This window comes from Tritonibacter multivorans (assembly GCF_001458415.1).
Lineage (GTDB): Bacteria > Pseudomonadota > Alphaproteobacteria > Rhodobacterales > Rhodobacteraceae > Epibacterium > Epibacterium multivorans.
This window is the reverse complement of the sequence record NZ_CYSD01000018.1, coordinates 26,016-51,243: the sequence shown is the minus strand read 5'-3', so window position 1 is coordinate 51,243 and position 25,228 is coordinate 26,016. Positions and strand designations below refer to the sequence as shown.

Annotated in this window: 18 protein-coding genes and 2 tRNA genes; 13 read left to right on the top strand and 7 right to left on the bottom strand. The window is 61.1% G+C overall.

The genetic code is table 11. The features are described 5' to 3' along the window. Positions 1-148: 148 nt before the first annotated feature. Positions 149-1,255 carry a Hint domain-containing protein gene (locus TRM7557_RS06190; protein WP_058289350.1) on the bottom strand — a complete coding sequence of 369 codons (1,107 nt, stop codon included), beginning with the start codon at positions 1,253-1,255 and terminating at the stop codon, positions 149-151. Between the two features lie 108 nt (positions 1,256-1,363). Further along, entirely contained in the window at positions 1,364-2,347 is a 984-nt protein-coding gene (locus TRM7557_RS06185) for a lipid A-modifier LpxR family protein (protein ID WP_058289349.1), read from the bottom strand. 198 nt (positions 2,348-2,545) lie between these two features. On the opposite strand from TRM7557_RS06185, the gene TRM7557_RS06180 reads away from it, so the two are divergent. From TRM7557_RS06180 to cobA, 10 genes are all read left to right on the top strand, one after another. Then, positions 2,546-3,130: an ANTAR domain-containing response regulator gene (locus TRM7557_RS06180; protein ID WP_058289348.1), complete on the top strand. Its 585-nt coding sequence runs from the start codon at positions 2,546-2,548 to the stop codon at positions 3,128-3,130. After that, positions 3,127-4,302, top strand: coding sequence for a CmpA/NrtA family ABC transporter substrate-binding protein (locus tag TRM7557_RS06175; protein ID WP_058289347.1), 1,176 nt, complete (start codon positions 3,127-3,129; stop codon positions 4,300-4,302). Before TRM7557_RS06180 ends, TRM7557_RS06175 begins: the two co-directional genes overlap by 4 nt. A gap of 301 nt (positions 4,303-4,603) precedes the next feature. Continuing rightward, positions 4,604-5,968 carry a CmpA/NrtA family ABC transporter substrate-binding protein gene (locus TRM7557_RS06170; RefSeq protein ID WP_058289346.1) on the top strand — a complete coding sequence of 455 codons (1,365 nt, stop codon included), beginning with the start codon at positions 4,604-4,606 and terminating at the stop codon, positions 5,966-5,968. Positions 5,969-6,087: 119 nt separating this feature from the next. Further along, the gene (locus TRM7557_RS06165; RefSeq protein WP_058289345.1) at positions 6,088-7,161 is read left to right on the top strand and encodes an ABC transporter permease; all 1,074 of its coding nucleotides are present in this window, start codon (positions 6,088-6,090) and stop codon (positions 7,159-7,161) included. Positions 7,162-7,167: 6 nt separating this feature from the next. Further along, positions 7,168-8,847, top strand: a complete 1,680-nt coding sequence (locus tag TRM7557_RS06160; RefSeq protein WP_058289344.1) for an ABC transporter ATP-binding protein — start codon at positions 7,168-7,170, stop codon at positions 8,845-8,847. 5 nt (positions 8,848-8,852) lie between these two features. After that, on the top strand, positions 8,853-9,272 hold the full coding sequence (locus TRM7557_RS06155; protein WP_058289343.1) for a globin family protein: 420 nt from the start codon (positions 8,853-8,855) through the stop codon (positions 9,270-9,272). A gap of 5 nt (positions 9,273-9,277) precedes the next feature. After that, positions 9,278-11,719, top strand: a complete 2,442-nt coding sequence (nirB, locus tag TRM7557_RS06150; protein ID WP_058289342.1) for a nitrite reductase large subunit NirB — start codon at positions 9,278-9,280, stop codon at positions 11,717-11,719. Continuing rightward, the gene (gene nirD, locus TRM7557_RS06145; protein WP_058289341.1) at positions 11,716-12,048 is read left to right on the top strand and encodes a nitrite reductase small subunit NirD; all 333 of its coding nucleotides are present in this window, start codon (positions 11,716-11,718) and stop codon (positions 12,046-12,048) included. The genes nirB and nirD overlap by 4 nt, the downstream gene beginning before the upstream one ends. Beyond that, complete coding sequence (locus tag TRM7557_RS06140) at positions 12,045-14,690, top strand: nitrate reductase (RefSeq protein WP_058289340.1); 2,646 nt, start codon at positions 12,045-12,047, stop codon at positions 14,688-14,690. The genes nirD and TRM7557_RS06140 overlap by 4 nt, the downstream gene beginning before the upstream one ends. Beyond that, positions 14,687-15,583 carry a uroporphyrinogen-III C-methyltransferase gene (gene cobA / locus TRM7557_RS06135; protein ID WP_082626527.1) on the top strand — a complete coding sequence of 299 codons (897 nt, stop codon included), beginning with the start codon at positions 14,687-14,689 and terminating at the stop codon, positions 15,581-15,583. The genes TRM7557_RS06140 and cobA overlap by 4 nt, the downstream gene beginning before the upstream one ends. A 134-nt stretch (positions 15,584-15,717) precedes the next feature. Here the strand turns inward: cobA and TRM7557_RS06130 are convergent, their stop codons facing one another. Further along, entirely contained in the window at positions 15,718-16,887 is a 1,170-nt protein-coding gene (locus TRM7557_RS06130) for a S1C family serine protease (RefSeq protein ID WP_235811417.1), read from the bottom strand. Positions 16,888-17,092: 205 nt separating this feature from the next. Here TRM7557_RS06130 and TRM7557_RS06125 point away from each other — a divergent pair, with 205 nt between their 5' ends. From TRM7557_RS06125 to TRM7557_RS06115, 3 genes are all read left to right on the top strand, one after another. Further along, complete coding sequence (locus TRM7557_RS06125; protein WP_058289339.1) at positions 17,093-17,764, top strand: winged helix-turn-helix domain-containing protein; 672 nt, start codon at positions 17,093-17,095, stop codon at positions 17,762-17,764. A gap of 13 nt (positions 17,765-17,777) precedes the next feature. Continuing rightward, complete coding sequence (locus TRM7557_RS06120; protein WP_058289338.1) at positions 17,778-19,157, top strand: sensor histidine kinase; 1,380 nt, start codon at positions 17,778-17,780, stop codon at positions 19,155-19,157. A 194-nt stretch (positions 19,158-19,351) separates the two neighbouring features. Then, positions 19,352-22,057 (top strand): M10 family metallopeptidase C-terminal domain-containing protein, encoded by a 2,706-nt coding sequence (locus TRM7557_RS06115; RefSeq protein WP_058289337.1) that lies wholly within the window; start codon positions 19,352-19,354, stop codon positions 22,055-22,057. Between the two features lie 62 nt (positions 22,058-22,119). Here the strand turns inward: TRM7557_RS06115 and TRM7557_RS06110 are convergent. The 4 genes from TRM7557_RS06110 to cueR all read right to left on the bottom strand — a co-directional run bounded on the left by TRM7557_RS06110 (position 22,120) and on the right by cueR (position 25,215). Then, positions 22,120-22,194: transfer RNA gene (locus TRM7557_RS06110), tRNA-Gln, on the bottom strand. 205 nt (positions 22,195-22,399) lie between these two features. After that, positions 22,400-22,474 (bottom strand) — tRNA-Gln (locus TRM7557_RS06105). 216 nt (positions 22,475-22,690) lie between these two features. After that, the gene (locus TRM7557_RS06100) at positions 22,691-24,349 is read right to left on the bottom strand and encodes a tetratricopeptide repeat protein (protein ID WP_058289336.1); all 1,659 of its coding nucleotides are present in this window, start codon (positions 24,347-24,349) and stop codon (positions 22,691-22,693) included. Between the two features lie 470 nt (positions 24,350-24,819). Then, positions 24,820-25,215, bottom strand: coding sequence for a Cu(I)-responsive transcriptional regulator (gene cueR / locus TRM7557_RS06095; protein WP_058289335.1), 396 nt, complete (start codon positions 25,213-25,215; stop codon positions 24,820-24,822). Positions 25,216-25,228 lie beyond the last annotated feature (13 nt).

The window sequence follows — 25,228 nt, the reverse complement described above, 5'->3', positions numbered from 1 at the left end:
CCACCAACACCAATGAAGCCGCGCGTATAAAGGAACCTGTGGCAGAGTCAACAGCCCCGCCCGAGATTTATCCGCAGGCCCACGCGCGCCCAGACCTCAGATCCTACGCCCTCAGACCATAGGGCCTCAGACCATAGGGCCTCAGACCTCAGGCCACCTGCCCGCGCAAACCGCGCACGTCCCGGGCGCTCAGCCTGCGGGTGCCTCGCGGCAACGCTGGGCGCGCTGTGGCAGCTGCCACCTGCGGAAAGGCCGCAAAAAGCGCCTCGCGTCCCGTCGGGTCCAGCAGCGCCAATGCGTCACTGTCGGCAGGCTGCGTCGCACTGTCCAGACCATTCACACGAAACACCTGTGGCTGAGCCAGAAGCAAATGCACATAGTGCAGCTCGCGGCCCGCTGACGGCACCTCCTGCGGTGCATCATAAAGCACCTCCGCCACATCGCCCGCTTCGAGCAGCACCTCGGGCAGACCAAACAGCGCCTCGGCCCGTGTGCCGCTGATCAAAATCAGATGATCCATTGGCAGGGTGACCTCGGTTGCGGGTTGGCCCGCCAGCACATCCGACCCCAGACGCACCGGGCGCAGATCGGGCATTGCAAACAGCCGCGCACCGCTGAGCCGGCTGCGACCGGACCATTGCACGGGAACCGGTCCATTGCGGGTCGAAATCAGATCCCCCGCGCGCAGGCTTTCCACCGGCAGAGGCCCACGCGGGGTATCGACCATAGAGCCCGGCGGCAGGCTGGTCAGCCCCGGCAGCGCCTCGACCGTGCCGGGCAGCGTGCCATCTGTCTGTCTGGGATCTGCGGCACCGGCGCTGAGCGCTTCGATCCAGAGATCGCAATTGGGATCCGGGCGCGCGCCACAGATCAGCAAGAGCGGAAACTGCCCCTGCCCCAGTTCGATCAAGGTAATGTCGTGGCTTTGGGCGCCATTGCAGACGCGGAACTGATGCATGGGCTGGCGCAGGCGATCTTCGGCGCGCGGTTGCGACAGCGTGTCCTGCAGGGCCGCGCTGACCATACGGTAGGCCTCCTGCGCGCAGCGTTGTCGATGAGATTGCGCGGCCTCGCCCGGCAAGGGCATGGGCGCCTCCAGCGTCAGCACCTCGCCCCACCAGCACCAGGACGCGCCAATAGAAAGCGCCTCGCGCGGTGCGGCCACCAAACCATCCACCTCTGTCTGTGCCCATGCAATCAAATGCATGACCTGACGCGCGGTCGCGCCGCCCGCCGCTGTCTGCTCCAGCGTCATTTGCCTGCCTGCTTTGTTTTTTATCTTTTAACGATTGGTTAACAAAGCCACCCCCAGCAGCGCAAATGTTTCCTTAGGGCGCAAGGGGCTAGAAGGCAAAGTTGTGGCTTAGAAAGCCCATTTCCAGCGGATTGCGCCGACCAGCTGGCCTTCGTCCTGACCTTTGAATTCCTCGCTCAGATAGGTGAGGCCAAAGAAAACAGCGTCGCTTTCGCCCTGCCAGTGCACCCCAGCCCGCAGCCGCGCGCGCGAAGGCTCCAGTTCAACAGAGCCGCCATCCGGCAGGTAAACCGAGCTGTCGACATAGGCGACATCGCCGCCCACCACAAAGCCAAGCCCGCGGTTTTCATACATGCCACGGTAGCGATGGCCAGTGACGGGATCACGCAGCCACAGCTCGTCCGTTCCGGTCTGGCCGACCATCAGATCAAAGCCCGCGCGCAGCAGGGTTTCATCGCCCAGGCGCGCCTCGGCAAAGGGGCGCAGGGTGCTGCGCGCGGACAAGGCGATATTGCGGCCCACCTCGCCCACCGCAGTGGCACGGATTTTATTGCCGATCTGGCCATCGCGCGCGGCATCCGACACGGCGGGTCCATCAAAGATGTCGTGCAGCCCGTCCTGCAGGTCATCCAGATTGGTCTGCGGGCCAATCACCACGAGATCCCCACCAAGGCTGATCTCCCACTCCTGGCGGGCCACATGGGTGTGCAACCCCAGCGACAGCGCCCCGGCCTGGCGGCGATCATCGGCAGCCGGATTGGTCAGGTTTGAAGGCGAAATCACCTGCCCCAGAAAGCGCAGCTCCCACAATTCGCCAAACTGCGCCGGGGCCTGTCCGCGCCAGGCGCGTTCTCCACCCCGCATATATAGTCGTGAGGACGCAACCGAGCCCGTGCGCCAGCGGTCTTCGCCATCGCCAATCAGATCGTTGACGATCAGGCGGCCATAGCCAATGCGCGACCAGCCGGTCTCTGGCACAATAAGCTCTTCAATGATGACCGGTTCGGCGAGCCCGTCGGCCTGAACGGGGCTGGTCAGCCCACAGGCCAAAACAAGCGCGGCAAGGGCGGAGGTCCGGAAGGTGGCGGTCATGGCAAGGGTCCTGCATTTGGGCATTGGTCTTTCCGACTGGGTAGCTCAGCCCGCCTGCCCTGCACTAGTGCTTGTGGGCCACATCGGCAGAGAATAGCCCTCGCAAACGCCTAAACTTTGAGCATTCGCACCGCAGCGCGCCCGTGCTTTCGACGCTGCGCCTTTACTTCGGGGGGCAGGCACTTTGTATCTGAACCCATGCCTCGCCCTCTTTCCATTGTCCTTGTCGAACCCGACGCCGACCGCGCCGCCGAAGTGGGCGATGCGCTGCGCGCCGCCGGCGAGTTTGAGCTGCACCTGATCCATGACACCAATCGGCTGGCGCGCCAAATTCAGGCGCTGAACCCCGATGTGGTGCTGATCGACCTTGAAAACCCCTCGCGTGATACGCTGGAAGAGCTGACGCTGGCCTCGGGCGCGCTAGAGCGTCCCGTCGCCATGTTTGTCGACCGCGCAGGCGAAGGGCTGTCCGCGGCGGCGATTGAGGCAGGCGTGTCTGCCTATGTGGTCGATGGCATGCAGCCCAACCGGCTGAAACCCATTCTGGATGCGGCCATTGCCCGCTTTGCCCTGTTTCAGCGCATGCGCACCGAATTGGCAGAAACCAAACGCGCGCTGGAAGAACGCAAGGTGATCGACCGCGCCAAAGGCATGATTATGAAGGCACGCGGCATTAATGAAGAACAGGCCTATGCGCTGATGCGCAAAACGGCGATGAACAAGAACCAACGCATGGCCGATGTGGCCCAGTCGCTGGTCACCGCAGCGGAACTGTTGTCATGAAGGGCGCGCGTATTCCTGTGGGGTTCATCCCGCTTGTTGATGCGGCCCCGCTGATCGTGGCGCAGGAAATGGGTTTTGCCGCTGAGGAAGGTCTGGATCTGGACCTGCAGCGCGCGCCCAGCTGGTCAAGCTTGCGGGACATGCTGTGTTTTGGCCGCGTGGATGCGGCCCATATGTTGTCGCCCCTGCCCGTGGCTTCGGCCCTTGGGCTGGGGAATGTGGGCACCGGGCTGGCCGCGATATCTGTGCTGTCGATCAATGGCAATGTCATTGGCGTCAGCGCCGAGATGGCGGACCGCCTACGCGCGCAGGGCCATGACTTTGCCTTCAATGACGCCCATGCCGCAGGCCATGCGCTGATCGAGGCCGCCCAAGGCCCGCTGCGCATTGCCGTGCCCTTCCCGTTCTCCATGCATGCAGAGCTGTTGTATTACTGGCTGAACGCGCTGGGATATCCTGCACCGCAGGGCATCGACATTCGCACCGTGCCGCCGCCCCTGATGGCCGAGGCCATTCGCGCAGGCGATGTGGATGCGTTCTGCGTGGGCGAACCTTGGGGGTCGATTGTGGTGGAAGAGGCCCTGGGGTCACTGCTCCTGCCGACCTCGGCGATCTGGTCTTTTGCTCCGGAAAAGGTGCTGGCCGTGCGCGAGGACTGGGCCGCAAATGAAACCGAACTGTCGGGGCGGCTGATCCGCGCGGTCTGGAAATCCGGGCGCTGGCTGTCAGATCCCGACAGCCGGGTGCTGGCGGCCGAAATCCTGTCCCGCGCGCCCTATCTGAATATGCCGCCCGAAATGATCGACCGCGCGCTTTCGGGCAATCTGACCGTCACGCCGCAGGGCCTGCAGCGCGAGGTCAAAGGCTTCCTGCGCTTTCACAAGGGGCATGCAACCTATCCGTGGGACAGTCAGGCCCAGTGGATTGCCACCCAATTGGCATCGCGTATGGGGCTGGAGCGGGCGAATGCCCAGACCCGCGCCGCGCAGGTGTTCCGCGGGGAACTCTACCGCAGCGCGCTCGAGGGTCTGAAGGTGGATGTGCCGGAAGAATGCAGCCGCGCCGAGGGGGCAATTGCGGCACCGCAGCGTGATTCTGCGACTCACTCTGTTAAGGATTCGGTCGAAAACCGGTTCTTTGACGGCCAAATCTTTGACCCCAGCCAAAAGTGACGCACAAAAAACGGGCAGAATTCCTGACCCACCTGCTGCAACGCGGCGGAAACTTGTCAGTTTTGTGTAAAACCCGTTCCGCCACGCCAGACCCTTTGGCAGAGTGAAATCAGGCTAGCAACGACGCCAGCCACGAGATCAATCCACAACCACGACTGGTGGTGGTACCCATACTGAGCAAAGCCGCTCAACCCCGAGACCGCCATCCTCCTCCCGGCGTGTCTCTTGGTTGAGCGGCTCTTTTTTTGTCCTGCTCTGCTCTCCGCTAACGGGCAGGACACAACAACAGGGGGATGACCTGATGAAGAAACTGATCGCCGCAATGGCTGCTACGACCGCTCTGGTGAGCCCGGCTTTTGCCGAGCTGGAACTGGAAAAAGACGAGCTGACTTTTGGCTTTATCAAACTCACTGACATGGCACCGCTGGCGGTGGCCTATGAGCAGGGTTTCTTTGATGACGAAGGCCTGTTTGTGACCCTCGAGGCGCAGGCGAACTGGAAAGTTCTCTTGGACGGCGTGATCGACGGCACCCTTGATGGGGCGCATATGCTGGCCGGTCAGCCGCTGGCCGCGACCATCGGTTATGGCACCGAGGCACATATCATCACCCCCTTCTCCATGGACCTGAACGGCAACGGCATCACCCTGTCCAATGAGGTCTGGGAAATGATCAAGCCGAACCTGCCCACCGATGCGGATGGCAAAATCGCACACCCGATCTCAGCTTCGCACCTGAAACCGGTGATCGAGGAGTTCAACGCCAAGGGCAAGCCCTTCAACATGGGCATGGTTTTCCCGGTCTCCACCCACAACTACGAACTGCGGTACTGGCTGGCCGCCGGCGGCATTCAGCCGGGTTTCTATTCGCCTGAAAACGTCACCGGTCAGATCGGCGCCGAGGCGTTCCTGTCCGTGACCCCGCCGCCGCAGATGCCTGCAACGCTCGAAGCGGGCACCATCTCTGGCTACTGCGTCGGTGAGCCGTGGAACCAGCAGGCCGTGTTCAAAGGCATCGGCGTTCCGGTGATCACCGACTATGAGCTGTGGAAGAACAACCCCGAGAAGGTCTTTGGCATCACGGCTGAATTCGCCGAAGAAAACCCGAACACCACCCTGGCCGTTGTCAAAGCGCTGATCCGTGCCGCCCAGTGGCTGGATGAAAACGACAACGCCAACCGCCCGGAAGCGGTGGAGATCCTGTCCCGCCCGGATTATGTGGGCGCCGACTATGACGTGATCGCGGCCTCCATGACCGGCACGTTTGAATATGAGAAAGGCGACAAGCGCGAAGTGCCCGACTTCAACGTGTTCTTCCGCTACAACGCGACCTACCCGTTCTATTCTGATGCTGTCTGGTACCTGACCCAGATGCGCCGCTGGGGTCAGATTGCTGAGGCGAAGCCTGACAGCTGGTACGATGAAGTCGCCAAATCCGTCTACAAGCCGGAAATCTACCTCGAAGCAGCCCGTATGCTGGTCGACGAAGGTCTGGCCAATGAAGCGGACTTCCCCTGGGACAGCGATGGCTACAAAGCCCCGACCCCGGCGGAAGACATCATTGACGGCATTGCCTACGACGGCAAAGCACCAAACGCCTATCTGGAAAGCCTGCCGATTGGCCTGAAAGGCGAACAGACCGTCGTTGGCAGCGGCGTCCAAGGATAATTCTCCCCTGAACTTCCGGCTCGCCTTCGGGCGGGTCGGCTTTTGCCCAAACTCCGCCCCTTTCCCTCTCTGACGACCTCTCGGCGCGGTCCTCGCGCCCTCTATCTAGGATCCTGTCCATGACGACCGTCGACCCTGATACGCTTTCTTCTGAAGCCCGCCGCGAGCGGCTCTTCACCCGCATCAATAAAATGGACGCCTGGTTTCAGGTGCTTGGCCTCGCGTGGATCACCCCCGTGCTGAAGGCCGCAGCTGGCGACAACCCCAAGGCGCAGATGAAAGAAATCTGGCGCCTTCTGGCGGTGCCGCTCTTGGCGATTGCCGGTTTCCTGATCGTTTGGGGCACATTGGCCCCCAAAGTGCAGACCTCGCTTGGCGCGATCCCCGGCCCTGCCGCCGTGTGGACCGAAGCGGTGAACCTGCACCACGACGCGCAGGCCAAGGCTGAGAAGCGCGAAAAGCACTATGAGAAAGTCGAAAAACGCAACCAGCGTTACATCGACAAAGGCCAGCCCGAGAAAGTGAAAGACATCCCCTTCACCGGCGCGCCGAGCTACTACGCGCAGATCTGGACCTCGATCAAAACCGTATTCTTCGGCTTCCTGATCGCCTCTGCCGTGGCGATCCCGCTGGGCATTCTTGCTGGCCTGTCGCCGATTGCCAATGCCGCCATCAACCCGCTGGTGCAGATTTTCAAGCCCGTGTCCCCGCTCGCGTGGCTGCCGATTGTGACCATGGTTGTGTCGGCGATGTATGCCACCAATGACGGGTTGTTCTCCAAATCCTTCCTCGTGTCGGCGATCACTGTGACGCTGTGTTCGCTGTGGCCGACGCTGATCAACACCGCGCTGGGTGTGGCCTCGATCGACAAGGATCTGGTCAACGTCTCCAAAGTTCTGAAAATGAACACCTACACCAAGATCACCAAGCTGGTCCTGCCCTCGGCGCTGCCGCTGATCTTTACCGGTCTGCGTCTGAGCTTGGGTGTGGGCTGGATGGTTCTGATCGCGGCAGAGATGCTGGCGCAGAATCCCGGTCTTGGCAAATTTGTCTGGGATGAATTCCAGAACGGCTCCTCCCAGTCCCTTGCGAAAATTATCGTCGCGGTTCTGACCATCGGCATCATCGGCTTCCTGCTCGATCGTGTGATGTACGCGCTGCAGTCGCTCTTTACCTTCACGAACAACCGGTGATCGCCCATGTCTGTTCTTGAATTCAACAATGTCTCCAAGAGCTTTGGTGAGGGCACAAACCGCACCGATGTTCTGAAAAACATCAACCTCAGCGTTGAGGAGGGCGAATTCCTCGTGCTCCTCGGCTTCTCCGGCACGGGTAAGACCACGCTCATCAATCTGATGGCGGGTCTGGAGATGCCGACCAAGGGCTCTGTCACCTATCGTGGCAAGGACATCACCGGTCCCGGCCCCGAACGCGGCGTGATTTTCCAAAGCTATTCGCTGATGCCCTGGCTGACCGTGGATGGAAACGTGAGCCTTGCGGTCGACACGATCTTTCCCGGCATGCCCAAGGCTGAGAAAGCCGCCAAGGTCGATCATTACGTCAAAATGGTGGGGCTGGGCCATGCCAAGACCCGCCGCCCAGCGGAGCTGTCGGGGGGCATGCGCCAACGGGTGAACGTGGCCCGCGCCCTCGCGATGGACCCCGAAGTTCTGCTGCTGGACGAACCCCTGTCGGCGCTGGACGCGCTGACCCGTGCGAACCTGGCCGATGAGATCGAGGCGATCTGGGACGCGGACAAAAAGACCTGTGTGCTGATCACCAATGACGTGGACGAAGCCATCCTGCTGGCCGACCGCATTATTGCACTGAACCCCGATGGCACCCTGGGCGAGGAGTTCAAAGTCGCTATCCCCCGTCCCCGCGAGCGGTCTGCCATGAACAATGACGACACCTTCAAGCGTCTGCGTGCGGATGTGACGGCTTACCTCATGGATGTGGGCATCAAGGGCAAGATCGAAGGCAGCAAGCTGCTGCCCGATGTGACCCCGATCCACGGCGTGCCCTCTGCTGTGGCCGAGGCGTCCAAATCGCTGACCGAAGAACGGTTCCTCGACTTCTCGCAGCTGCACAAGATCTACCCGACGCCCAAGGGGCCGCTGACTGTGGTTGAGGATTTCAACCTCAAGATCAACAAGGGAGAGTTCATCTCCCTGATCGGGCACTCGGGCTGCGGCAAATCCACCGTTCTGACCATGGCTGCCGGTCTGAACCCGATCTCCAAAGGCGCGATCAAGCTGGACAAGAAACACGTCGAAGGCGCGGACCCGGAACGTGCGGTGGTGTTCCAGTCGCCGAACCTGTTCCCTTGGCTGTCAGCGCGCGAAAACTGCGCCATTGGTGTGGACAAAGTGTACCCCAAAGCCAGCCAGGCCGAGCGTCAGGACGTGGTGGAATACTACCTCGAACGCGTCGGTCTGGCGGATGCGATGGACAAGCCCGCGTCCGAGATGTCGAACGGCATGCAGCAGCGTGTGGGCATTGCCCGCGCCTTTGCCCTGTCGCCGAAACTGCTGCTGTTGGACGAACCCTTCGGGATGCTCGACAGCCTGACCCGCTGGGAGCTGCAGGAGGTTCTGATGGAGGTCTGGTCCCGCACCAAGGTGACCGCGATCTGTGTGACCCATGACGTTGACGAAGCCATCCTGCTCGCCGACCGTGTGGTGATGATGACCAACGGCCCGCAGGCGACCATCGGCAAAATCACCAATGTCGACCTGCCCCGCCCCCGCACCCGCAAGGCGCTGCTGGAGCACCCGGATTACTACACCTACCGCCAGGAGGTCCTCGACTTCCTTGAGGAATATGAGCACGGCGCAAAGCCGAAACCGAAACCGACCAAGGCACTGGCAGCGGAGTAATCGATATGCACGAGAGTGAGATTCAACTGGTTCAGGCAAGCTTTGCCAAAGTGGCACCGATCGCCGATCAAGCTGCAGGTATCTTCTATGATCGCCTGTTCGAGATCGCGCCGCATGTGAAGCCCTATTTCAAGGGCGACATGAAGGTGCAGGGGGCCAAGTTGATGACCACCCTCGGCGTTGTGGTGAAGGGGCTGCGTGATCTGGACAAGATCGTGCCGGTCGCCCAGCAGCTGGCCATTGGCCATGTTGCCTATGGCGTCACGCCCGAAGACTACGCCCCGGTCGGCGAAGCGCTGATCTACGCGCTGAAGACCGGTCTGGGCGATGACTTCACGCCGGACACAGCGAACGCTTGGATCCGGGCTTATGAAACGCTCTCTTCCGCCATGATCGAAGCCGCCTATTCGAAGGCCGCAGAGTGAACACTATGACAAAACAAAAACTGATCGTAATCGGGGCCGGCATGGCCTCTGGCCGGGCGCTGGAGCAGCTGTTTGCGGCCAACCCGGATGCCTATGACGTCACCCTCTTCAACGCAGAGCCGCGCGGCAACTATGACCGCATTATGCTGTCCCCTGTGCTGGCGGGTGACAAAACCTATGAAGAGATCGTGATCCACGACTCCGCCTGGTATGAAGACAACACTGTCACCTGCCGCTTTGGCGAAAAGATCGTGTCGATCGACCGCGCCGCCAAGACTGTGACAGCGGAGAATGGCGACGTGCTGGCCTATGACAAGCTGCTGTTTGGCACAGGCTCGAACCCCTTCATTATCCCCCTGCCCGGCCATGATCTGGACGGGGTGATTGCCTACCGCGATCTGGAAGACACCCAAGCCATGATGGCCAAGCGCGCAGGCGACAAGGTTGTTGTCATTGGCGGCGGCCTTCTGGGGCTGGAAGCCGCGGCTGGCATGGCCGCGCATGGTGTGGATGTCACCGTCGTGCACATCATGGGCCACCTCATGGAACGTCAGCTGGATGAGGCCGCCGGCTATCTGCTGAAGAAATCGCTGGAAGACAAAGGCATCACCGTCCTTTGCAATGCAAACTCCAAAGAGATCAAAGGCGTCGACGGCAAAGTCAGCGCGCTGATGCTGGATGATGGCACCGAGCTGCCCTGTGATCTGTTGGTCATGGCCGTTGGGATCCGCCCGAACATCGCGCTTGGCGCAGAATCCGGTCTGGCGACCGGGCGCGGCATCCATGTGGATGATCAGATGATCACCTCGGATGAAAACATCCTCGCCGTGGGCGAATGTGTCGAACATGACGGGATGGTCTTTGGTCTGGTCGCGCCGCTGTACGATCAGGCAAAAGTGGTCGCCAAGACCCTGCTGGGCGAAGAGGCGAAATACGAGCAGAAGACCCTGTCCACCAAGCTGAAGGTCACTGGTTGTGACCTGTTCAGCGCAGGCGATTTCGCAGAGGCCGAGGGCCGCGAGGATATTCTGTTCCGTGATCCCGCGCGCGGCGTCTACAAGCGTCTGGTCATTGAGGACAACAAGATCATCGGCGCCGTGATGTATGGCGACACCGCAGATGGCAGCTGGTTCTTTGGCATGATCAAGGACGGCACAGATATTTCCGAGATGCGCGATACGCTGATCTTTGGCCCGGCCTATCAGGGGGGCGCCACTGCGGACCCTCTCTCAGCCGTTGCAGCATTGCCGCTTGATGCGGAGATCTGTGGCTGTAACGGCGTTTCCAAAGGCGATATTGTGGCGGCCATTGAGGCGGGCGCTGGCGATCTGGGCGCGATCCGTGGCACCACCAAGGCCTCGGCCTCTTGTGGCACCTGCACCGGTCTTGTCGAGCAGCTTTTGCAGGTCGAACTGGGCGATGATTTCAAGATGCCGGTGGCCGCGCCCATGTGTGGCTGTACCGATCTGACCCACGAAGATGTGCGTCGCCTGATCAAGTCGAAAGAGCTGAAATCCCAAGAGGCGGTCTGGCAGGAGTTGGGCTGGAAGACCCGCAACGGCTGTCACAGCTGCCGCCCGGCGATCAACTACTATCTGCTCGCGGATTGGCCGGTGGAATATCAGGACGACCCGCAGTCCCGTTTTGTAAACGAACGCAAGCACGCCAATATCCAGAAAGACGGCACCTATAGCGTTGTGCCGCGCATGTGGGGCGGGATCACCACCCCGGACGAGCTGCGCGCCATTGCGGATGCGGCGGACAAATATAAAGTGCCGACCGTGAAGGTCACCGGCGGTCAGCGCATTGACCTGTTGGGCGTCAAAGGCGAAGACCTGCCCTCAATCTGGTACGATCTGGGTCAGGCCGGTTTGGTGTCGGGGCACGCCTACTCCAAAGGTCTGCGCACGGTGAAAACCTGTGTCGGCACCGACCACTGCCGTTTTGGCACGCAGGACTCCACGGGTCTGGGCATCAAGCTTGAAAAGCACCTCTGGGGGTCTTGGACGCCGCATAAACTGAAGCTCGCCGTGTCCGGCTGCCCGCGCAATTGTGCCGAAGCGACCTGCAAGGACATTGGCGTGATCTGTGTCGACAGCGGTTATGAAATCCACGTTGGCGGCGCGGCCGGCATGGAGATCAAAGGCACCGAAGTCCTGTGCAAGGTCGAAACCGAGGAAGAGGCGATGGAGGTGATCTCGGCGATGACGCAGATCTACCGCGAGAACGCCAAATACCTCGACCGGATTTACAAATGGATGGCCAAGGTGGGGCTGGATTGGATCAAGGAACAGATCGTTGACGACCTAGGCAATCGCAAGGCGCTGGCTGATCGGTTCGAGCTGTCGCAATCCATCTACCGCAAAGACCCCTGGGCGGAACATGCCAAGGAAAAAGCGGAAGATTATCAACCTCTTGCAGATCTGACCCTGGAGGCCGCGGAATGAGCTGGATCGACGTAGGTGCCCTGAACGATATCCCGGTGCGCGGCGCGCGCATCGTGAAAACCCCGCTGGGCTGTGTGGCGCTGTTCCGCACCGACGAGGAAGAGGTCTTTGCGACCTCGGATCGGTGCCCCCACAAAGGCGGCCCCCTCTCTGAGGGCATCGTGCACGGCAAATCCGTGACCTGCCCGCTGCACAATTGGGTGTTTTCCCTGGAAAGCGGCGAAGCCCAGGGCGCGGACGACGGCCAGATCGCCACCTTTTCTGTCAAAGTGGAAGACGGCCGTATCCTGATGGACGGCGAAGAGCTGGGCAAGCGGAGCGCCGCATGAGCCGCGAAGACCAATTCTCTGACGACCAGACATGGACCCGCTCCACCTGCCCTTATTGCGGTGTGGGATGCGGTGTCCTGCTGCGGCGGGATGCGGAGGGGGGCGTTGAGGTCAAGGGAGACCCCTCCCATCCCGCCAACTTGGGGCGGCTCTGTTCCAAAGGGTCCGCACTTGGGGAAACCGTGGGTCTGGAGGGGCGTCTGCTCGCGCCCCGCATCCACGGCATTAACGCGTCCTGGGACAATGCGCTGGATCTGGTGGCCGAAAAATTCAGCACAACGATTGCCGAACACGGCCCCGACAGTGTGGCCTTCTATGTCTCGGGCCAGCTGCTGACCGAAGACTATTATGTGGCCAATAAGCTGATGAAAGGCTTCATCGGGTCGGCCAATATCGACACCAATTCGCGTCTGTGCATGGCGTCCTCGGTTGCGGGACACAAGCGCGCTTTTGGCACCGACACGGTGCCCGGCACTTATGAGGATCTGGAACAGGCTGACCTTGTGGTGCTGGTGGGCTCGAACCTCGCGTGGTGTCACCCGGTTCTGTACCAACGCCTGATGGTCGCACGCGCGGAACGGGGCACAAAGATCGTTGTCATCGACCCGCGCCGCACCGCCTCCTGTGACGGGGCCGACCTGCATCTGCCGCTGCGGTCCGGGTCTGATGTAGCGCTGTTTAACCACCTGCTGGCACAGATCGACGCGCAAGGCGCGGTGGAGGCAGATTTCCTCAACAATGTCGACGGTTTTGACGCCGCGTTGTCGACGGCCAAGGACGCAAGCCTCGACCCCACCGGGCTGGACGCCGATCTGGTGCAGGCCTTCTGCGATATGTGGATCGGCAACCCAAAGGTGGTGACGATCTACAGCCAGGGCGTGAACCAGTCGTCGTCGGGCGCGGATAAGGTCAACGCGATCCTGAACTGTCATCTGGCGACGGGCCGGATTGGTCTGCCGGGCTGCGGTCCGTTTTCCGTCACCGGTCAGCCCAATGCGATGGGCGGCCGCGAGGTTGGCGGTCTGGCAAATATGCTGGCCAATCACCTTGATATTGAAAACGAAGCGCACCGCGATCTGGTGCAGTCCCATTGGAATGCGCCGACAATCGCCACGACCCAAGGCCTGAAAGCTGTCGATATGTTCGAGGCCATTCATGCGGGAAAGATCAAGGCACTGTGGGTGATCCACACCAACCCGGCCGTCACCCTGCCCGACGCAGGCCGCGTGGCCGAGGCGATCCAGAATTGCGACTTTACCGTTGTCAGCGATATTACCGCCACCACCGACACTGCGCGTCTGGCCGATGTGATCCTGCCCGCCAGTGCCTGGGGTGAAAAATCCGGTACTGTCACCAATTCTGACCGAACGATCAGTCGTCAACGGTCATTGATGCCTGCCCCCGGTCAGGCCCGCGCAGACTGGAAGATCCTCTGTGATGTGGCCAAACGGATGGGCTGGGCTGAGGCGTTTGATTACGAGACCGAGGCCGACATTTTCCGCGAATACACGGCGTTGTCCACTGCCGCCCGCGTGTTTGGTAAGGATTTGGATCTGTCGGGTTGGGACGGGATGTCCAACGCGGATTATGACGCGCTTCGCCCCACCCGCTGGCCAATCTCTGACACCCGACAGGGCGGTCGTTTCTTTGCCGATGGGCAGTTCTTTCACGCCGGCGGCAAAGCCAAGATGCTGGCGGTAACGCATCGTGCGCCGGCAACCAAACGCGCGCCGAAATACCCCTTCCGCCTGAACACAGGCCGCATTCGCGACCAGTGGCACACGATGACGCGCACCGGCCTCAGCCCGCGCTTGTCAAGCCACCTTGCCGAACCCTTTGTCGACATCCACCCGCAGGACGCCGAAGGTTTGGGGATCACTGCGGCCGATCTGGTGCAGCTCACCAGCCCGCAGGGGCAGTCCATTCTGCGCGCCCGCATCACCACAGACGTGCGCCGCGGCGATGTCTTTGCCCCGATCCACTGGACCGGTGAAACCGCCCCCTCCGCACGTATCGACCAGCTGGTGGCGCCTTTTGTCGATCCGGTCTCTGGTCAGCCCGAAAGCAAAGCCTCTGTCGTGGCGCTCGCGCCCTACAAAGCTGCTTGGTACGGCTTTGCGATCTGCGCCGAGGATCTGGACCCGGCCTGCGAATACTGGGCCCGTGCGCGGACGCAGCAGGGCTGGCGGGCAGAGCTTGCAGGCCTGAACGCCCCCGCGGATTGGGAGGTCGAAGCCCGCAAGATCTTCAACCTGCCGGAGGCCACCGCCCAAGTGATGCGCGACCCGGCCAAGGGCACCGCGCGGATCGCCTTCCACGACGAAGGCCGCCTGCTGGCGGCGCTGTTTGTCGCGCCCGAGCCCGTGGCCGTGATGCGCGATTACCTTGCGCGCCTGCCCGGCAGCGAGGCCGCAGGCGTGCTGACCGGCCGTGCGCCGCTGGATCTGCCGGATCCCGGCCCCGTGCTGTGTTCCTGTTTCTCGGTCGGGATCAATACGATCTTGGACGCCATTGAAACCCGCGGGTTGATGACCGTGGACGCCATTGGCGAGGCATTGGACGCGGGCACCAACTGTGGCTCCTGCCGTCCCGAGATCGCAGATCTGCTGGCGCGCGTGCACATGGCGGAGGCGGCGGAATGATTGCCCGGCTGCGCCAGACCGTCTGGTCCGGGATCACGGCGCGGGTGCGCGGTACATGGGACAGCGTGGCGGATGCCATACGCCCTGCGGTGCCCGGCTTTGGCACGGTGCGCCGGGGGCATGTGGCCCTTGTGGGCGTTGGCCCCGGTGCCATAGATCTGCTGACCCTGCGCGCCCTCCGCTGCATCGAGGCGGCGGATGTGATCCTCTATGACCGGCTTGTTGAACCCGAAGTGGTGGCCCTGGCCCCGCGCAAGGCGCGGCGGATCTATGTCGGCAAAGAGGTCGGGGCCCACGCCTGGCCGCAGCCACGCATTGATGCCAAGATCGTCGAAGAAGCGCAGAAGGGCCTGCGCGTGGTGCGCCTGAAATCTGGCGATCCCAGTATATTTGGCCGAGTGACCGAAGAGCTGACCGCAGTGCGCGCGGCCGGTCTTGCGGTCGAGGTGGTGCCCGGTGTCACCGCCGCCTGTGCCGCCGCTGCCCATATGCAGCTGTCGCTGACGGAACGCGGGGTTTCAGACACATTGATCCTGACCACCGGCACCTGCCGCGAAGGCGACCCGCTGCCCGAAAGCGCACTGCATGCGCGCCCCGGCACCAATACGGTGTTCTATATGTCGGTACGGCAGGCCGCCCGCATCCGCGACGGGCTGATCGCACGGGGCGTGCCCGACGGCGCGCGCCTGCGGATCGCGGCCGACGTGGCCAAACCCGGCGAACAGCTCTTGCACTGCGCCCTGCGGGATCTGCCGGACACGCTGGCGTCATCTTCGATTTCAGGCTGCGCCATTCTGATGCTGACCTGGCCGAAAGAGGTCGAAGCCCTCTCGGACCCAACAGTCGCAACTGAAACAGTGGCACCCGTATCCGCCGCAAACGCACCTAGCTGATCGCAACAGATGCCCCGGACGCAACCGCGCCGCGCGACAGCGCGGCGCGTGGCCCAACGGCGCGCGTGGCCCTTCCCGCAGGAAGGGCCTGCCGCGCAGGCGGGAGCCCCCCTCGCGCAGCTGGCCTGCCGCGCTCAGGTTTCCTGTTCGGCGCGACGGCCCAAAGTCACCGCAATCTCCTGACGTTCCCCGGCCCGCAGGATCTGCAGCGTGACATCCTTGCCCGGCCCTTGGGTCGCAATCATCCGGGTCAGATCGCGCGGCGAGGTGACCGTTTCACCGTCCACTTCCAGCACAATATCCCCTTTGCGCAAACCTGCCTTGGCGGCGGCGGTGTCTTTGCTGACCTCTGAAATCATGGCCCCTTCCTGATCGTCGAACCCCAGCACAGCGGCCACCTCTTCGCTCAGCGGCGCGATCATCACGCCAAGGTAACCGCGCTCCACCTGACCATCATCGCGCAGATCGGCGACAATATCCTGCGCCAGCGCGCTTGGCACCGCAAAGCCCAATCCAACGGACCCACCACTGGGGCTGAAGATCGCGGTATTGATGCCCACGACCTCGCCTGCGTTATTCAACAGCGGCCCGCCCGAGTTGCCCCGGTTGATCGCCGCATCGGTCTGGATAAAGTCGTCAAAAGGCCCCGCTTTGATGTCGCGCCCCAGCGCCGAAACGATGCCAGTTGTCACGGTTTGACCCAGCCCAAAGGGGTTGCCCACTGCCACCACCGGCTGGCCCACCATCAGCGCATCGGACGCCCCGAATTTCAGGCTTGGCAGGTCGGTGGCCTCAACTTTCAGGACGGCAATATCAGTCGCCCGATCCAGCCCCGTGACCTCTGCCTCAAAGCTGCGGCCGTCCTTCAGGTTGACGGTGACCTTATCGGCCCCTTCGACCACATGTGCATTGGTGACAATCACGCCATCGGCTTCGATCACAAAGCCACTGCCTACGCCGCGCTGGACACCGCCTTTGGGCGCCTGCGGTTTGGCATGCGGCATGGGCATGCCGAAACGTTTGGAAAACTCTTCAAACGGAAAGGCACCTTCGGCACCGGATTTCTGCACCGGATTTGCGGTTTTCTCGACCTCAATGGTCACCACAGCCGGGCTGACGGTCTGGACCAGATCCACATAGCCGCCCTGTGGCAGCGGCGCATTGGCCTGCGCCGCGCCAACGGGCATCAGCGCACCCGCACCAAGAGCCGCAGCCAGAGCCAGGGCAAAAGCAGCGTTGCGCGGGATCGCACGCGGGGCCGAAGGGTGCACTGCGCGCAGGCGGTTGGAATTCATCTGTGTCATGGAGCAGTCTCCTGTTTCGCCCAGGCCCAGCGCCCGGGGTCGTTCTGTCTATGCCCCAGAGATTGCCGTGGCTTGATTGCAGGACCATCCGGTTATGGGTTGCAAATTTGTAATCTTGCGCCCCCTTGCAAACCGTCCCCGCGCGCCCGACATTTGCGGTTAACGTTCTATCCCGGTTTCCAACGCTCTGCCTCCTGATAGCCCCATGCATGTCCTGCTTGTCGAAGACGACGCCACAACTGCCGATTACCTCTGCCGCGGCCTGCGCGAAGAGGGCCACACCGTCGATCACCTGAACGACGGGCGCGACGCGCTGGCTGCGGCCACGGCCACGGCGTTTGATGTTATGGTGCTGGACCGCATGGTGCCGGGGCTGGATGGGCTGTCGCTGCTGAAAGCTCTGCGCGCCGCCCAGATCACCACGCCCGCGCTGTTTCTGACAGCAATGGATGGCTTGCAGGACCGCATCGAAGGGCTGCGCGCAGGCGGTGACGATTATCTGGTCAAACCCTTTGCCTTTGGGGAACTGTCGGCGCGGCTCGACGCGCTCGCGCGGCGCCCCGAGATCAAGGCGCAGGACACCGTTCTGCGGGTGGCCGATGCGGAAATGGACCTGCTGCGACGCCGGGTGCAGCGACAGGGTCAGGAAATCGATCTGCTGCCGCGCGAATTTGCCCTGCTCGAGGCGCTGATCCGTGCCAAGGGACGGGTCCTGACCCGCACCATGCTGCTGGAAACCGTCTGGGGCCTGACCTTTGATCCGCAGACCAATGTGGTCGAAACCCACATGAGCCGTCTGCGGGCCAAATTCGACAAACCCTTTGAGCGCGCACTGATTACAACCGTGCGCGGCGCAGGCTACCGCCTTGACGACTGAGCGCCCCGCTCGCTTGCCCTCTGCGCGCCTGCGGCAGCTGTTGCGCGCCACCCCTGTGCGACAGGCGCTGGGGCTGACGGCCCTGTTTGCGGTGATCAATATGACCGCGCTTGGCGGCACCTATCTGAAAATGCGGCAAGACAGCCTGCGCGCGCTGGAAAGCCAGCTGACCCGGCATATGGAAGAGCTCGAGGTCTCGGCCACCCCCCGCGCAATGGCCGCAATTGTTGCTGCCAAGGCCGAAGCCGCAGATCCCGCAGAGACGGTGATTGCGTTTCTTGGCCGCGATGGCAGCCGCAGCGGCAATGCGCGGGTGAAACGCCACGGCGGCGGCGCTGATCTCTTTCCGCTCGACGGGCGGCCACTGGCCAAGGAGTATATTCAAGAGGTCCGCCAGTTCGACAGTGGGCTGGTGATCCTGGGGGCCAGCCTTGCCCCGCTCGAGGATCTGCGGCGGACCTTTAGCGAACTGCTTTTACTGACCCTTGGGCCAACGGTGCTGCTGTCGTTGCTTCTGGGCAGCTGGAGCGCGCGGCGCAATGCGCATCGGCTGGCCGCGATCGAGACCATGCTGGCGCAGTTGTCGCGTGGGGAGCTTGGCAGCCGCCTGCCAGAACGCCCGGCGGATCTGGAGACCATGGATGATCTGGACCGTGTGGCTTTTCGATTGAACCGCATGGCCGCGCGCCTGCAGGACACCGTTGGCGCGCTTCAGCAGGTGTCCGCAGATATTGCGCATGATCTGCGCACGCCGCTGCAACGCATGTCCGCCCATCTGGAAACCCTGCGCCAACAGATGCCCACGCCAGATGTGCCGCCCGCGGCCTTGGACGCACTGGAACAGGAAATCACCCGTGCCAGTGCCATTTTCTCGGGCCTTTTGCAGATTGCCCGCATTGAAGGCGGGCTGAGTGCCGACGACCTGCAACCGGTCGACCTTTGCGAAGTGGCCAGGCAGGTGCACGAGCTGTACCTGCCTGTGGCCGAGGATCAGCAGGCAGACCTGCGTCTACGCACACCGGTTTCGCCCTGCCTGCAGTCGGGACAACGCGACCTGCTGATGCAGGCGATGATCAACCTGGTAGAAAACGCCCTGCGGCACGCGGGATCACAGGCCGAGATTGAGATCGCGGTCACCCCGGACGGGTTTGAAATCTCTGACACCGGGCCGGGCATCCCAGAAGCTGACCGCAAAAGCGTAACCCGGCGACTGTACCGGCTGGAGCGCAGCCGCAGCACCCCTGGCAATGGTTTGGGCCTCGCTTTGGTTGAAGCCATCGCCAGCGCGCATGGTGGGACATTTACCTTAAAAAACAACCCAAAAGCCGATAACTCCACAGCAAACCACGCAGGCCTATGCGCCCGTGTCCTGTTGCCAAAAAGTGGGTCTTAAAAACCGATCATCCCCAGACCCGCCACCTGATTGTTTCTAAAAATAGATCAATCCGCATTTCACACACCGTATTATTAACATCTATCCGCCACACTCTCATTCACCATTTGGGACGGCGGGCAGAACAGCACGCGCAATCTCCCAATCTTTAACCAGTGCCACAGGCGTTTTCTCAGGAATGAAGGTTCCGGGTGATGCCTTTGTTAAACGCGGCGGTGCTGTACTGGCCACCGCACTGCCGCTTTGTGACCACGCTCGAAGGGGCAGCCATGTGTGAAATTTGCGGAGATCGAAGCCACCATCTGTTTGTTAGCGCCGGGACGGACAATACGCCGGCGCCCACGACCTATTCAACACTGCCAACCTATACGCTGGATCAGATTGCCGACTACCTGTCCGACGGGTTCTGGGAAGATCAGGACTTTCGCAGACACAGCTATGATGTGGCGCCCGGCGGGTCACTGGTGGTGGACCTCAGCACACTGACCGCCCAGGGGCAGACCACAGCGCGTCAGGCCCTGGACGCCTGGACTGCGGTGACCGGCATCGCTTTTGTCGAGGGGCGGTCGGGTGTTGATATCCGCTTTGACGACAGTGATCCCGGCGCCTGGGCGCAGGCAACGTCTGTGCGAGGCAATACAACCCTTGAAACCCACATCAACATTGCAGCTGATTGGTATGACCGGTCACCAGACTACTATCTTCAGACGTATATCCATGAAATCGGCCACGCGCTCGGGCTTGGGCACACCGGAGATTACAACGGCTCGGCCAGCTATGCCACAGATGCCCACTTCGCCAATGACAGCTGGCAACTGTCGATCATGTCCTATTTCACCCAGACACAGAACACGACGACGGACGCGTCTTATGTGTTTCTGGCAAGCCCGCAGCTGGCGGATATTCTCGCTGTTCAGAACCTCTATGGCACCCCCACAAACGTTGAAAGCGGGAACACAGTTTATGGCGATGGCGACACCACCGGGCGGATTGGCATGGATCTGGGTGCCCTTGCCGTTACCCTTTTTGACAGCGGCGGGTATGACACGATCAATCTGGCCTCGCGCAGCTACAATCAGACGCTCGACCTGCGGGCAGAGCAGATTTCGGACATAAACGGCTATCGCGGCAACTTCGCCATTGCGCGCGGTGTGGTGATTGAAGAGGCCTTGACCGGATCAGGCCAGGACAGCGTAACTGGCAATGCGGCGAGTAATTTTATCGACACTGGCGCAGGACAGGACCACCTCGCGGGCGGCGGCGGCGCGGACACATTGGTTGGGGGCAGCGGGCAGGACACGTTGACAGGCGGCAGCGGCGGCGATGTGTTCCGCTACCACGCAGTTGATGAGGCCGGAGACCGTATTACCGACTTTAGCGCGGCAGCAGGCGATCAACTGGACCTCGCAGTACTTTTGACGGCTATTGGCTATCGCCCTGCCACCAGCGCGGCAACGCCGTTTTCGGATGGAACCCTGCTGTTGGAGGCCAGCGCAGGCGGGGCTTGGCTTGTGGTCACCTGGAACAGCCAGCGGCACAATCTGGTGTTCCTGAGCGGCCTCTCTGCCACGGCTGATCTTCAGGACATGGTCTATGTCGGGGATCTGCCCGATCCACCCAACGAACCAGATCCGGACCCAATTCCAGTGCCGGATCCCGATCCAGAACCAACCCCCGAACGGGACACAATTTATACCATTACGGACAGCTTTGTAACGAACTGGACCCCGGCCAACAGCTTGATCCGCGACACCGATGGGGGGACCGATACGCTTGACCTCAGTGCGGTGACTTATGACGCCCGGATCAGCCTGATCAATGGTACGCCCAGTCAGATAGACCTCAAGACGCTCACGATTGGCGCATCTGCCGATATTGAAAACCTGAACCTCGGCAGCGGCAATGACGAAGGGCGCGGCAATGACGGGAACAACGATATCCGTGGCAATGGCGGCGATGACCACCTTGTCGGTGCGGCTGGCGATGACGTGCTGACGGCGGGGACAGGAAATGACACGCTGGAAGGCGGTGCTGGCCAAGACAGCCTGAATGCATCCAGCGGGTTCAATAGGCTTGATGGTGGTGCAGGGGATGACCACATCCGCACCCAAGACGGGGTCCAGACGATCACCGCCGGTGCCGGTGACGATACCATTCGGGCCGCCGCAGGCATGCAGACCATTGCGCTGGATGACGGCAACAATCGTCTTGTAGTGGCGGGCACCTACACCTTGGCCAGTGGTGGTGATGGGGACAATTGGATCTTTGCCACCGGGAGCCACCTATCGCTGACCCTTGGGCATGGCAACAATCTGATCCACACACGTAGTGGCGGCCGTGGCCAAATCGAAGAGAGCCCTGAAAGTTTCGGTCATGGCACCCTGACGCTTGCCGCGGGTGATGGTGCGAATGTGGTACGGACGCAAATGGGCCATAACCACATCACATTGGGAGATGGTGGCAATACCGTCTCCACCGGTCAGGGAAAGGATACGGTCACCTCGGGCGATGGCGCGGACATTATTTGGGGCGGGGCTGGTGCTGATCTTCTGTCCGCTGGCGGCGGAGATGATGAGCTGACAGGCGGCGCAGGTCAGGACATTTTGACCGGAGGCAGAGGTGCCGACAGTTTTGTGTTTATCGCGAAACAGGATGCCGGAGATCTGATCACGGATTTCACCCTCACCGAGGGTGATCGACTGGTACTATCGGGCTTTTTACAGGCCTTTGGCACCACAGCGCGGGATGCGATCGATAACGGTCGCCTGTATCTGGAACATAGGGCCGATGGCGCAGGGCTTTGGTTTGATGAATTTTCCGACACAGGGGACAGACGCCTCATTGCACAGCTTGAGGGGGTGAGCGACGCCACCGCGCTGACAGGCGACTGGATCCTGTGACACAGCACATCGAAAGAGCGCCGCAAGGCCCTTGGTTCAGAGGCTCGATTTTAGAGAGGAAATGGCTGGGATGGTAGGATTCGAACCTACGGTACACTGTACCAAAAACAGTTGCCTTACCACTTGGCTACATCCCAACGCTGTGAGGGAGCTTCTACCCAGAGTCTCTGGAGGGTGCAAGAGCATCCGAGACGAGAATTTGCAAAAAATCCGCATGTCAGCCGCAGAAAACGGAACATAAATCGGCCTGCCCGCGTGCCACGCCAAAGCAACAACCGCAAACATCCAACACGACCGGCCAGAGCCTGTGCTGCGCGGATCAAATCAACTGTCAGAGGAAGGTGGCTGGGATGGTAGGATTCGAACCTACGGTACACTGTACCAAAAACAGTTGCCTTACCACTTGGCTACATCCCAACGCTGTGAGGGGGCTTCTACCCAGAGTCTCTGAAGGGTGCAAGAGGTTTTTCGCAAAAAAGTTGCCTTTGACGGCCAAAGTCGAAATTCCCCAATGTTAATAAAAGACTAACGCCTGTCTGCCGGTCGCAAAGCCATCGCCCTGCCCGCAATTGCAAAGCCCCCGCAGCCAGGGCTGCAGGGGCCAACCCTGAAAGCGTTTTGCCGCACAGGACCCTAGTCTGGCACACCTGCTTCCCGCAGGGCGGTTGCATGGTCCAAGGTCGAGATCGGGTCCGCGCCGGTGTTTTCTTCGACATAGCGGGCGATACAGAAGTCCGGCATCACCTTCATCAAAGAGGCCACGACATCGCGGGCTTCTTCGTTGCGACCAGACATCTGAAGCGCAATGGCTTTGGTCCGCAGGCTGGCTGGGAATTGCGCGTTTTCCGACAGCGACTGGTCGGCCAGTTCGATCGCGCGATCAAACTTGCGTGCCACAAGGTTCACAGAGGCTGCCAGCGAGTCAAAGTAATAGCGCTGCGGCCCCAGCGGGGTCAGGCGGCGGGCCGCCTCGGTCAGCTGGATCGCCTCGTCCGGGTTGTTCTGCATGGCAAGGGTTGCCCCTTTCATCAGCAGGGCCAATGCCTCGTTTGGATTGTCGCGCAGGGCCATGTCATAGGCGCTTTCTGCGGTGTCATAATCATGGGTCAACTGGCTGCAGATCATCCCCTTGAGCGTATGCGCCAAGGAAAACGCCGCGTCTTGGGCCAGTGCGGCTTCGGCCAGGTTTTCCGCCATCATCCGGTCCCGGGCCCGGTCATCCGACAGGCCTTTTTCCACCCGCATCACATGCCAGATCCCTGCCCATGTCAGCACAACGGGATGCTGCATTTCGCGGTCGATCAGAGTTTTCAGAATGTCATAGGATTTGTTGAACTGATCGACTTCCATGTTTTGCATCATGACGATCGCCGCCATCAGCAAAGTATGGTTCGCAAGATTGGTGAGCGGTTTGAAATTCACCAGGCGCACGGCTTCGCCGACCACGGTCTGTCCGATCTGGCCAGTGGCATTGCGCAGGGCCGAACTGTCCCCCATCAGCAGTACCGATAGATCATCCCGGAACTCGCGCGACCAGATCACCCTTTCGCGTTCTGTGTCATGCAGGTCCACCTGCGCAATGAACTCATGACCGCTGACAAACACAGATCCAGACACCAGATAGCTGACACCGGCGACCTGAGAGACCTCGGAGGGGCGCACCTGTTCCGTCGAGAACTGGCGCGCGGCCAAATAAGAGGTCACCGAAAACGCCTGACTGCGGGACAGCTGGCGCGACAGCTCTTCTGACAGGATCGCGCCCAAGGGTGCCGTCGACGGCCCCGGCGACCGATGCGTGAACGGCAAAACCGCAATAGAGGGCAGCAGCTCGTCCAGCACCACCCGGTTGCGTGTCCCGGTGGGCATTGTCCCCATGTCGGCGGTCGGGCCGCTCATTTCATCGCGGGTCTGTGCCAGCCATTCGGCGAAGACCGCTTCATGCGGAAGCTCAAACCCTTCCATGAACACCCCGCGTGTCGGGCCATCCATCATTTCAATGCTGCTCAGATCCAGGGTGACCCGTTCGCGATTGGCCACCAGTCCAGAGGATGCGGCCACGCCAATATGTTTTCTAAGGGTTGAAAGCGCGGTGCGCAGGCTGGCTTTGGCCTGTTCGGGCTGGGCAAAGCTCCAGAGCGTGTTTTCCAGAAAAGCCCGCGTTCTGATGCCGTTTTCCGCGGTAATCAAAAGCGCCATCAAGGCCTGATGTTTTGCGCCCAAGGGGATTTCTTCGCCGTTCTCGTGGAAAACTCCGAAAGCCCCAAACCGTCTTACTTTCAACACTACAGCCATATGATCTACTCGCCCCTAACTTTAAACATCCTGAAGGGTGGTCACCCTCACTTTTCACAACCGGTAGTTATTTTAGCCATGAAAGCAAAAAACTTGATCGCAAACAAACAAAAAATTTCCAGTTAACCAATTGTAAATAAGTGTTAACTCATCGCGTTAAAAATTCGTGGATCGTTAACCACCCAAAATCAAGTAAACCATAGGTTGTTCGTTGCTGGCAAGCATTAAGCGGGATTACGCCAGCACATTGGGTAAAACCAAAAATTAAAGACTATAAATTGTATATTATCCGCATTCGCGACACCCGTGGCGTGCAACCGGACATCAATCCTCCACCATTTTCCGAAACACCGTCCAATCAGCGGAATCGATTCGCGGCTTCCTTTCCGGTCTCAAATAATGAAACCGATTTCTTGCCAGGAATTGACGAAAGACACACTTGGATTGCGAGACCTGAGGGATTTTTGGAATTACGCGTCGGGCGCGCGGGCGAGCCCCTGCAAAATCGGGCAATCCGGCCGCGTATCCCCGGCGCAGGCTTGGACCAGATCCCCCAAGGTGGCCCGCATCGCCTCAAGGGCGGCGATTTTGGCCTCAATGGCCCGCAGGTGATCCAGAGCCAGGGCTTTGACGTCTGAACTGGCGCGCGCATCATCCTCGTAGAGACCCAGAAGCAGGCGGCAGTCCTCAATCGAAAACCCCAGTTCCCGCGCACGGGCCAGGAAGGTCAGCTTGTGCAGATCCGTTTCCTGAAAACAGCGATAGCCATTGGCACTGCGCGCCGGGCGGATAAGGCCAATGTCTTCGTAATAGCGAATGGTCTTGGGCGGCAAACCGGACCGCGTTGCGACGTCTCCGATGTTCATGGCTTGCCCTCCT

Bases quoted from the DNA above. Each gene is read 5' to 3' on its own strand.
- TRM7557_RS06190 (WP_058289350.1), bottom strand. From the start codon at position 1,255: ATGACGCTGGAGCAGACAGCGGCGGGCGGCGCGACCGCGCGTCAGGTC.
- TRM7557_RS06185 (WP_058289349.1), bottom strand. From the start codon at position 2,347: ATGACCGCCACCTTCCGGACCTCCGCCCTTGCCGCGCTTGTTTTGGCC.
- TRM7557_RS06180 (WP_058289348.1), top strand. From the start codon at position 2,546: ATGCCTCGCCCTCTTTCCATTGTCCTTGTCGAACCCGACGCCGACCGC.
- TRM7557_RS06175 (WP_058289347.1), top strand. From the start codon at position 3,127: ATGAAGGGCGCGCGTATTCCTGTGGGGTTCATCCCGCTTGTTGATGCG.
- TRM7557_RS06170 (WP_058289346.1), top strand. From the start codon at position 4,604: ATGAAGAAACTGATCGCCGCAATGGCTGCTACGACCGCTCTGGTGAGC.
- TRM7557_RS06165 (WP_058289345.1), top strand. From the start codon at position 6,088: ATGACGACCGTCGACCCTGATACGCTTTCTTCTGAAGCCCGCCGCGAG.
- TRM7557_RS06160 (WP_058289344.1), top strand. From the start codon at position 7,168: ATGTCTGTTCTTGAATTCAACAATGTCTCCAAGAGCTTTGGTGAGGGC.
- TRM7557_RS06155 (WP_058289343.1), top strand. From the start codon at position 8,853: ATGCACGAGAGTGAGATTCAACTGGTTCAGGCAAGCTTTGCCAAAGTG.
- nirB (WP_058289342.1), top strand. From the start codon at position 9,278: ATGACAAAACAAAAACTGATCGTAATCGGGGCCGGCATGGCCTCTGGC.
- nirD (WP_058289341.1), top strand. From the start codon at position 11,716: ATGAGCTGGATCGACGTAGGTGCCCTGAACGATATCCCGGTGCGCGGC.
- TRM7557_RS06140 (WP_058289340.1), top strand. From the start codon at position 12,045: ATGAGCCGCGAAGACCAATTCTCTGACGACCAGACATGGACCCGCTCC.
- cobA (WP_082626527.1), top strand. From the start codon at position 14,687: ATGATTGCCCGGCTGCGCCAGACCGTCTGGTCCGGGATCACGGCGCGG.
- TRM7557_RS06130 (WP_235811417.1), bottom strand. From the start codon at position 16,887: ATGACACAGATGAATTCCAACCGCCTGCGCGCAGTGCACCCTTCGGCC.
- TRM7557_RS06125 (WP_058289339.1), top strand. From the start codon at position 17,093: ATGCATGTCCTGCTTGTCGAAGACGACGCCACAACTGCCGATTACCTC.
- TRM7557_RS06115 (WP_058289337.1), top strand. From the start codon at position 19,352: ATGCCTTTGTTAAACGCGGCGGTGCTGTACTGGCCACCGCACTGCCGC.
- TRM7557_RS06100 (WP_058289336.1), bottom strand. From the start codon at position 24,349: ATGGCTGTAGTGTTGAAAGTAAGACGGTTTGGGGCTTTCGGAGTTTTC.
- cueR (WP_058289335.1), bottom strand. From the start codon at position 25,215: ATGAACATCGGAGACGTCGCAACGCGGTCCGGTTTGCCGCCCAAGACC.